This window comes from Deltaproteobacteria bacterium (assembly GCA_009930495.1).
Taxonomy (GTDB): domain Bacteria; phylum Desulfobacterota; class Desulfovibrionia; order Desulfovibrionales; family Desulfomicrobiaceae; genus Desulfomicrobium.
Genome location: RZYB01000110.1, coordinates 1 through 9,414, shown reverse-complemented (window position 1 = coordinate 9,414; position 9,414 = coordinate 1). Strand labels below are relative to the sequence as shown.

Here is a 9,414-nt window from a genome sequence, read left to right as displayed (position 1 = left end):
TCGCTGCGCATCAATTCAGCCGTCAGGCGGGCGGATTGCTCCAGACTGGCCACGGTGATGAATTCGTCCGTGGTATGGACCTTGCTCATGCCGATGCCAAGGTTGATGCACGACAAGCCATGGCCGGCAAAGATGTTGGCGTCGCTGCCTCCGCCCGTGCCCTTGACGGCCGAAGGCAGACCAAGACGCGCGCAGGCCCGCAGGGCGCGGTTCAGGAGCACGCTGTCCGGTGCGACATCAAGGGCTGGGTAGGCAATGACATGGGTGAAGTCCACATGTCCCTTGAAATCCTCGGCCGCTTCCTGGCAGCATTGCCGCATGTGCTCGACTTGGCGTAGGAGTTTGTCCTCGGTGTAGGCCCGCGCCTCGCCGGTGAGCGTGACCGTGTCGGCGACGATGTTTGTCTGTCCGCCACCTTCGATGCGTCCCAGGTTGGCCACGGTTTCCTCGTCGATACGCAGGAGGCGCATGCGGCCAATGGCATTGGCGGCCATCTGGATGGCGCTGACGCCATTTTCCGGATCGATGCCGGCATGCGCGGCGCGGCCGTGGAAAACAATAGTCATATCGGCCTTGCTCGGCGAACGGACAATGATGGTCCCAACTGGCCCGCCGGCATCCAGAACCACGACCTCCGAGGACCGGACCAAGGAAAAATCCAGGGCCTTGGCCCCGACCAGGCCGTGCTCCTCGCACACGGTGAAGACGAGCTCGAGTTCGGGGTGGGGGATGTTTTCTTCCTCCAGATGAAAAAGCGCTTCCAAGATGGCGGCGATGCCGGCCTTGTCGTCGCCGCCAAGCACGGTATCCCCGGTGCTGCGGATGACGCCGTCTTCCAGGTGTGGGCGGATTCCGGCGCAGGGCGGGACACAGTCCATGTGCGCCGAGAAGGCCCGGGGGTGTCCCGGCCCGGTGGCGGCGACGCCGATGACGAGGTTGTTCGTGGTGCCGCCAATGGTGGCTCCGGCGTTGTCGGCACGGATGGTGTAGCCACGCGGGCCGAGCAGCCCTCGGAGGTACTCGGACATGTTTTTTTCGTCCAAGGACGGGCTGTCGATGCGGACCATGTCCATGAACAGGGAGACAATGCGGTCGGTGTTGATCATATGCAAGGGTTCCTTAGTATGAAATGCAGCGGATCTATGCCCGTCACGCCCAAAAGGTCAACCTTCCGACGGCGTGGATGCTGTCCAACCGGAAGAGAGACGTGGTGGCTCGTCCTGGTATTGTGTTTTGGCCTTGTTGGCTGCGATTCGGACGGAGGCACGTCGCTGGCCGAGTGGATTCGAGGCGATGCCGGAAGCCGGGAATCCTGGCCGGGTCCGGAACTTGGGCCGCCAAAAATCCTTGATTTTGGCGTGCGCTGGCATGAGCTGGCGGCGTCTCGTGCCTCGACCATCGCGCCGGAGCGGATCTGGATCGCGTTGCCTCCGGGAAACTGTCGGGTTGGTTGCGTGCTCGTTCCGCCCGTGTCCATGACGAAAAATTTGGGTGGGCGCCTTGAGGATGCCGATCGGAAACAGCTGCTCCTTCTGGCGCGGTTGGGCGTGGCCGCGGTGGGCTTCGATGTGCCGGGAGCCTGGGCGGAAAATGCCACCGTGGCCGAGCAGACTCGGGAATTGGATCGGTTTATGTTGGTTGGTGGGGGGCTGGATACCGGCCGGATGGTCGTGGACCTGGTCGAAAAGCGTCTGCCGTGGGTGGACCCGGAGCGCATCTGGGTCATGGGGGAAGGCTTGGGAGGAACTCTCGCGCTGCGACTGGCCGCTCGTGACAGACGGATCCGGGCCGTGGTCGGCCTTGATCCGGTCATCGACATGGCCGCTTTTGCCTTGAGCGCGGACATGGCCACGCCCGTGCGTCTCCGTCCGGCATTGCATCGCTTTTTGAGCGCGCGCTCCCCGTTGCATTGCCTGGACGGTTTCGCTTCTCCGGTTCTGCTTTACCATGACGCGGCTGGCGAGTATGAGTTTGATTCGTTGAATCGCTTTTATTTGGAGTGCCTGCGACGCCAGAAGGATGTGACATTGATCCAAACCATGGACCTGGATCTGCCAGACGCCGTGCACCAGATCCGCGCGGCCAGGGTTTTGGAATGGCTCGGAAATCTCAACCCACGGGAGTGATCATGGCTACCACGCACAGCAAATTCATGGGCTATCTGCTTTGGATTTTTGGTTTCACGGGAGCGCACCGTTTTTATTACGGCCGGCCCATTTCCGGAACCATCTATTTTTTGACCCTGGGATTGCTTTTTATCGGTTGGATCGTGGATTTGTTCCTTATCCCGTCCATGGACCGCACGGCTGATTTGCGTTTCAGAGCCGGGCGTATTGATTATTCCCTGGCCTGGGTGCTGCTCACGTTTTTGGGGATTTTGGGCGTTCACCGCATGTACATGGGAAAATGGATCACCGGGATATTGTACGCCCTGACCGGCGGATTTTTCCTGATTGGATATATTTATGATTTTTGGACGTTGAATGACCAAATTACGGTCATCAACGCTTCCGAAGGCTAGGGCTGTTCCACTTCGTGCGCCAGGGCATCGATGACCCGGGCGATGTGCCCGATCGAGGGGATGGACACGCATTCCTCGGTACCGTGCGCCGAGCCAAAGCCCTGCGCGCCCCAGATGGCGCCGTGAATGCCGTGATCCATGAGGTAGCGGGCATCGGATGCCCCGTGTTCCTTGGTGAGAACTGTTCCTGGGGAAAGACGGAGCAGGCTGTCCGTGAGGGTCGAGGGCGGTGCCGCGAAAACGGGAATCACGCTCAAAACGTCCAGGGTGCTGGAAACCCGGTCGGCCATGGCCGCGACAAGGGCCTGGGGATCATCGTTTTCTGTATAGCGGATGTTGAACCAGGCCTGGGCCGTGCCCGGTACCTGGTTGATCGACGCGCCTCCCTGGATGCGTCCAAGGTTGATCGTCCGGTGCCAGTGGTCCACGTCATGATCGTCATGATTCGGGAACAGGGCGCGCAGACGGGCACAGTCGTCCAGGATGATGTCGATGGCGTTACGGCCCAACCATGGCCTGGCTCCGTGCGCGGCCGTGCCCGTGGCCGTCAGACGGATATCGATCACGCCTTTTTCCCGGATGACGATACGCTCCGGGCTTCCTCCATCCAGGGCCAGGGCATGATCGGCCCGGATCATTTTCAGGGCGTGCCCGGCTCCATTTTCCCCGCCAGTTTCCTCGTCTCCGGTCATAAGAAGCCCCAGGGCCATGTCGCTCTGGGTTTTTCCGGTGGCCGCGAGCGCCTGTAGTCGGTTTCGGAAAATAATCAGGGAAAGAGCCACCGCGTATTTGTCGTCGAGGGCTCCCCGTCCGAAAAGCCGGTCTCCATCCAGGCGTGGCGTGAAGAGCTCTTCCGGCGCCTCGACCACGTCAAAATGGGTCATGAGCAGCAGACGGACTGGTTCGTCGGGCAGCACCAAAATCGACGGGGTGTCGTTTTGGATGATTTTATGGGCGTGCAGACCGTTTAGCGCGCACCAATTCATGATGAAATCCGCGCAACGCATGATTTCGGATGGCCTGGAGTGCGCGGACGGGATACGGATCAGGCTTTGGGTAAGATCGAGGATGTCCGGAAGTAGGGGCATGATGTTCTTATTTGTGGACGGCGATGGGTGAACGCGCGGGCGCATGGGGGAATTCCGTGCCCGCCCGGACCAAACCGGGCGGGCACGGTTTTGACCGAATGCGTGCTAGGGCTTGAGCACGGTCTTGTCCATGAAAATGACCGTGCCGATCAGGGCAATGATGAAGAGAATAATGACCACGGGACCGGAGCCACCGCTTTCGCTGGTGGCTTCGTGGCCGGCTTCTGGCGTGGCGTGGGCGTCGGCTGGCTTGGCGTGAGCCGCTTCGATGTCCTCGGCTTCGGCTGGTTCGGCCTTGGGCTTCTCGGCGTCCAGGGTTTCGGTTTTTTCCGCTTCGTTTGACGGGGTTTGTTCAGCGGAAACGGCTTCAACTGCCGTATTTGCTGCCGCCGGAGTTTCTGGTGCCGGCTGGGCATCCTTGATCCCGAGAATATGTTGGCCAGCCAGGACCGGCAGATCCGGATGACCGCCAAGAATGGTCACGCAGCCGGTTTTGGGGTCGTAGGTCGCGCCGACAACGGCGGTCTGGCCTTTCATGACGGCATGAATCAGTTCCGGAGCCGCCTTGACCACGGCCACGTTCATGGCCCAGACCGCTTCGGCGTCCTGGCCGAGGATGACATACAGGGGGGCGGTCAGGTCCATGCCCAGCGCGGCGACATCGGCGTCGGCGCCAAAAGCCGTGGGTCGATACGTCGCGATCTGCCCTTCGGACAGTCCAAAAAGTTCCGTCGGATTCACGTCGAGAGCCGGATCGGCAATGATCGCCGCCAGCGCGCCCTTGGTCTCGAGGTTTTTCTCGAGCACATACAGTTTGTTACCCAGGGTCAGCAGGCATTGGGCCGTTTCTGGCGTGGAAGCCAGGGCTGAGCCGACAAGGGCGAAAAACACAACTGCCACGGAGAGGATTCGTTTCATGATCGGTTTCCTTGGGATGAAGTTTTGGGAACAAGTGTATTTTCTCCGGGGGCCTCTTGGCCAATCCCGTCGCAAAGCCTCTCTTTGTATTCCTCGATGGCGTCACGGTAGTGTGCCGCCAGCACGTCGCACGCGCAGCACCTGCACGTGATACGGGCTCCGGCTCACCTGCCGGTGATCCGGGCTGGTCCGCCACAGAATGGGCAGGGGATGTCGTCTGGGTCCATGCACGTCTCCATCTGTTGGAGTTTTCGGCCATTCATGGGCGACGTTCGCCGGCTTTGTGGTGACTGGTCCGATTCGCTTTCCGGAATTTCGTGGCGTGGCCGGCACCCGTGATTTCGTGGGCCAGGGCGTCACAAAGAACCGTGGTCTGGGTGTGATTATCAATGGTCCGTGATTCGGGCAAGCGGGCGGCGAGCAGGAAAATTTTTAGTTTTCCAGGCGGTGCCCCTGGGCGGGTCAAAAATCGGCCTGCGCGGTGGCCCTTGTCGGCCATATGTGGCCGCAGCCTCCGCGAATCGCGGGCACTCCAGGGCGTCCGCATTCTGGTGGGCTTGGTCCTGGCCCCGGCGGGAAACGAAAAATTTCCGCAACAGCTCCAATCGTGGGATCGTTGCATACGCCAGAACGGTTCGGAGTTGGAAACAGAAAGTTTGAATTGCAATGGGAGGAGTTTTCGAGCTGGCGCGGAATGGATGACTGAAATTCAGGCGGGGCAATAAAAAAGGCAGGAACGAAAAGTTTCGCTCCTGCCAGGGAAGCCAGGTACCCGGAAACAACTGTTACCGCTGCTTCCTTTCGGATCTGACGGGGTTGGCAGCGTTTTCGCCACCTGGCTTCCCGCGTGTTCCGGAAAAAAATGGCGGAGAGGAGAGGATTTGAACCTCCGGTACCCGTTAAGATACACACACTTTCCAGGCGTGCGCCTTAAACCAGACTCGGCCACCTCTCCGCATTCGGGAAGTCCGCTTCTATGCGAGGTCGGATGCTTTGGCAAGTAAAAAAATCAAAATCGCATATTTTGTGCGCGGTGGCGGCTGGTTCAGATTCGAGGCAAATGCTGTCGCAGCCAGGCTGTGATTTGGGCTTCGGACATGGCTCCGGCCGTGCGGGCGAGATCCCTTCCGTCACGAAAAAGGACCAGGCTGGGCACGGATTGGATGTTGAATCGACCAGAAATTTTGGGATTGGCCTCGGTATCCACTTTGGCCAAAATCACCCGACCACGGAGGGCTTGGGCGGCCTGGGCGAATGTCGGTGCCATCATGCGGCAGGGGCCGCACCATGGAGCCCAAAAATCGACCAGGACGGGCAGGGTTGAGCGGGCGACATAGCGCTCGAAGGTGGCGTCGCTTAAATCCACGGGAGCCGGGGGCAGAAGCGGCGTCTGGCATTTGGCGCAGATTGGATTCCGACCGATTTTATCCAAAAGCACGGCGTTGACTGTTTGACAGCGAGGGCAAACGACGTGAATTTTTTCCATGGCCTGTCTCCTGGATGGTGGGTTGCGGATTGGCCAGAGATAATCACGGAACGCGCCCCGGCAAGCGGGAGAAACAAAAACCCCCTTCCGGAGAAGGGGGTTGCCGCTAGATACCCATGATGTTGTAGCCGGAGTCGACGTGGATGACCTCGCCGGTGATGGCTTGGGATAAATCCGAGGCCAGAAAGAGCCCGGTCTTGCCGACGTCTTCCTGCACGATGTTGCGGCGCAGAGGGGCGCGTTCCTCGATGGTCCCCAAAATAGTCTTGAAACCGGAAATGCCGGACGAGGCCAGGGTTTTCAAGGGGCCGGCGCTGATGGCGTTGACCCGTATGCCCCGTTCGCCCATGTCCATGGCAAGGTAGCGCACGCTGGCTTCCAGGGCGGCCTTGGCCACGCCCATGATGTTGTAGTTGGTGATGACTTTTTCGGCGCCATAGTAGGTCATGGCCATGATCGAGCCATTGTCATTTATCAATTTTTCATAGGCTTGGCATAGCGCCACCAGGGAATAGGCGGAAATGTCCATGGCCAGGTGGAAACCGTCCCGAGAAGTGTCCACGTAGCGACCCTTGAGGTCGTCGCGGTTGGCGAAGGCCACCGAATGGACAAGAATGTCGAATGAGCCCCACTTGTCGCGCACCAGGGCTGCGGAATCGGCCAGGGCCTGATCGTTGGTCACGTCGCATTGAAAAAGAAAATCCCCTCCCAATTCCGCGTGGATGGGTTCCACTCGCTTTTGGAGCGCTTCCCCGGCATAGGACAGCGCGATGGACGCGCCATTGTTTTTGAGTTCCTTGGCAATGGCGTAGGCGATGCTCTTGTCATTGGCCACGCCGAAAATAAGGGCCTTCTTCCCTTGAACCAGCATGTGCGTTCTCCGATTGATGGCTGTGCCCTAGGGCAGTTGCAGAGGGGTCCCGGTCAGCAGTTCGTATGCTTCCAGGTATTTTTTTTGGGTTTCCGCGATGACCTCGGCCGGTAGCGTTGGTGGCGGCGGGGTTTTGGTCCAACCGGTGGCGGTCAGCCAGTCCCGAAGATACTGTTTGTCGAAACTGGGCTGGGATTTTCCGGGCGCGTACCGATCCGCGGGCCAGAACCGGGAGGAGTCGGGAGTCATGACTTCGTCGATGAGCAAAAGCTCCTTGCCGTGCAACCCGAATTCGAATTTGGTGTCGGCGATGATGATGCCCCGGGCAGAGGCCAGATCCCGACCACGGGAATAAATGGCCAGGGAAAGATCCTGGATTTTCTTGACCAAGCCCTCTCCAATGCGGGCCTTGGCGTCGGCGAGGGTGATGTTCTCGTCGTGGGCACCCAGCTCGGCCTTGGTCGAGGGGGTGAAGAGTGGCGCTTCCAGCTTGTCCGAGTCCACCAGGCCCATGGGCAGCTTGTACCCACAGACCGACCCCGTGGCCTTGTAGTCCTTGAAGCCAGACCCGGTGATATAGCCGCGAACAATACATTCGATGGGCAGGGGCTTGGCTTTGCGCGCGATAACGGCGCGACCGTCCAGATCGTCCCGGTGCGGGGCCAGGGCCGCCGGAAAATCCCGGACATCCGTGGCCAAGAGGTGGTTGGCCACGAGATCCGTGCAGGCGTTCATCCAGTAGAGGGTGATCTGGTTCAGGACCACGCCCTTGTAGGGGATGGGCTCGTTCATGATCACGTCAAACGCCGACATGCGGTCCGTGGTCACGATGAGCAGGGTTTCGGCGTCGATTTCGTAAATATCCCGGACTTTCCCGCGTGAAACAAGGGGAAATTCCCGGATGTTGGTTTTGGTGACAATGTTCATGGCGTCTCCGGATTAGAGTCGATGTTCCACGCTGCGGGCGTGGGCCTCCAGGCCTTCCAGGCGAGCCAGGCGGGCCACCTTGCGTCCATGGTTCTGGATATAGGCCTGGTTGGTGCAGATCAGGCTGGTCTTTTTGCAAAATGTCTCCACGGACAGGGCCGAGGAGAAACGGGCCGTGGACAGGGTCGGCAGCACGTGATTGGGCCCGGCGAAGTAGTCGCCGATGGGTTCTGGAGCACAGTGCCCCATGAACACGGCCCCGGCGTTGCGGACCATGCCGACCATGTCCCAAGGGTTGGCCACGCTCAGCTCAAAATGCTCCGGGGCGAGAAGATTGATCAGGTCCAGGCCGGTTGTCACGTCGGGAGTCTGGATCAAGGCGCTCCAGTTGCTCAGGGACGCGCCAGCGATATCCGCACGGGGCAGGGCAGGAAGCTGCGTGCCCAGCTCCGTCTTGACGGCCGCCAACAGGTTCGCATCGGGAGAGACCAGCAGGCTGGAGGCCAGGGGATCGTGTTCGGCCTGGGAGAGCATGTCCGCAGCCAGCCATTTCGGATTGGCCGTGGAGTCGGCCAAGATGGCGATTTCGCTTGGGCCCGCGATCATGTCGATTCCCACCTGGCCCACCAGCAGGCGCTTGGCCGTGGTCACGAAAATGTTTCCCGGCCCCGCGATGACATCGACTCTGGGTATACGCTTCGTTCCGTACGCCAAGGCCGCGATGGCCCAGGCCGAACCGCAAGCACAAATCTGATCGATTCCTAAAATGGCCGCCGTGGCCAGGATATATGGGTTCAGCGTGCCGTCGGAGCGTGGTGGACTGACCACGCAAAGGGTGCCCACTCCCGCCACCAAGGCGGGAATGGCGTTCATGAGCAGGCTGGAAATAAGCGGGGTTTCTCCGCCCTGCCCGCCAGGCACATAAAGACCGGCGCGTTCCACTGGTAGTACCATTTGACCCAGGGTCGTGCCCGGCGTGGGCATGGTGATCCACGACTGCTGCTTTTGTTTTTCGTGGAAGGCGCGGATGTTGTCCGACGCCTCGCGGATGATGGCCGCGTCTTCGGCGGGAATGAGATCAAGGGCGGCCTTGATCTGGTCGGGCGGGACAACCAGGGTGTCCTCGGTCAGGGTCGGACAGTCAAAGCGGCGCGTGTATTCGGCCACGGCCGCGTCGCCCCGTTCGCGGACAGCGGTCAGGATGTCGCGGACAATGGGCTCGACATTGTGTTCCGAGGCGTCACGGCGGGACAGCCAGGAATTGATTTCAGGCCAGTCCGCCTGGGAAATATAGGATATGGTGCGAATAGGCATGGTTTTCTCTAAATAGTGGTGAACGTGAATGTCCGTCCTATGCCGCGCGGTCCGGGTAAGTCAATTCTCCATAACGGCCGAGCGCGGTTCCTGGGATCGAGGAAAAAAGAAAAGGCCGAAGCTTTGCGACTTCGGCCTTTTCGGCGTCAGGTATAAAAACCTGGATTAGAACTTGTACTGGAAACCGACAGTGGCGAAGTAGGATGTATCTTCGTCATCTACATCATCGAATTCAGGGTACACAAAGCCCAATTCGTTGATGGCGGCCAGGTTTTCATAGATCATGTAC

Annotated in this window: 9 protein-coding genes, 1 tRNA gene and 1 other RNA gene; 2 read left to right on the top strand and 9 right to left on the bottom strand. The window is 59.9% G+C overall.

What is annotated here, in order from left to right:
• A partial coding sequence (locus EOL86_09685) for a M20/M25/M40 family metallo-hydrolase (GenBank protein ID NCD25842.1) occupies positions 1 to 1,106 on the bottom strand: 1,106 nt, incomplete at its 3' end.
• Between EOL86_09685 and EOL86_09680 the strand changes: the two genes are divergently transcribed.
• Entirely contained in the window at positions 1,107 to 2,126 is a 1,020-nt protein-coding gene (locus EOL86_09680) for a hypothetical protein (protein NCD25841.1), read from the top strand.
• Between the two features lie 2 nt (positions 2,127 to 2,128).
• Positions 2,129 to 2,521, top strand: coding sequence for a TM2 domain-containing protein (locus tag EOL86_09675; GenBank protein NCD25840.1), 393 nt, complete (start codon positions 2,129 to 2,131; stop codon positions 2,519 to 2,521).
• Here the strand turns inward: EOL86_09675 and EOL86_09670 are convergent.
• The 8 genes from EOL86_09670 to hisD all read right to left on the bottom strand — a co-directional run bounded on the left by EOL86_09670 (position 2,518) and on the right by hisD (position 9,125).
• Positions 2,518 to 3,609: a M20 family peptidase gene (locus EOL86_09670; protein NCD25839.1), complete on the bottom strand. Its 1,092-nt coding sequence runs from the start codon at positions 3,607 to 3,609 to the stop codon at positions 2,518 to 2,520. The genes EOL86_09675 and EOL86_09670 overlap by 4 nt on opposite strands.
• A 105-nt stretch (positions 3,610 to 3,714) precedes the next feature.
• Entirely contained in the window at positions 3,715 to 4,527 is an 813-nt protein-coding gene (locus tag EOL86_09665; protein NCD25838.1) for a hypothetical protein, read from the bottom strand.
• A 752-nt stretch (positions 4,528 to 5,279) separates the two neighbouring features.
• An RNA gene (ffs, locus tag EOL86_09660) (signal recognition particle sRNA small type) lies at positions 5,280 to 5,375 on the bottom strand.
• 15 nt (positions 5,376 to 5,390) lie between these two features.
• Positions 5,391 to 5,482 (bottom strand) — tRNA-Ser (locus tag EOL86_09655).
• A gap of 90 nt (positions 5,483 to 5,572) precedes the next feature.
• Positions 5,573 to 6,013: a thioredoxin TrxC gene (trxC, locus tag EOL86_09650; GenBank protein ID NCD25837.1), complete on the bottom strand. Its 441-nt coding sequence runs from the start codon at positions 6,011 to 6,013 to the stop codon at positions 5,573 to 5,575.
• 106 nt (positions 6,014 to 6,119) lie between these two features.
• Positions 6,120 to 6,884, bottom strand: coding sequence for an enoyl-ACP reductase (locus EOL86_09645; GenBank protein ID NCD25836.1), 765 nt, complete (start codon positions 6,882 to 6,884; stop codon positions 6,120 to 6,122).
• A gap of 27 nt (positions 6,885 to 6,911) precedes the next feature.
• Positions 6,912 to 7,811, bottom strand: coding sequence for a phosphoribosylaminoimidazolesuccinocarboxamide synthase (locus EOL86_09640; protein NCD25835.1), 900 nt, complete (start codon positions 7,809 to 7,811; stop codon positions 6,912 to 6,914).
• A gap of 12 nt (positions 7,812 to 7,823) precedes the next feature.
• The gene (hisD, locus tag EOL86_09635) at positions 7,824 to 9,125 is read right to left on the bottom strand and encodes a histidinol dehydrogenase (GenBank protein NCD25834.1); all 1,302 of its coding nucleotides are present in this window, start codon (positions 9,123 to 9,125) and stop codon (positions 7,824 to 7,826) included.
• Positions 9,126 to 9,414: the final 289 nt, after the last annotated feature.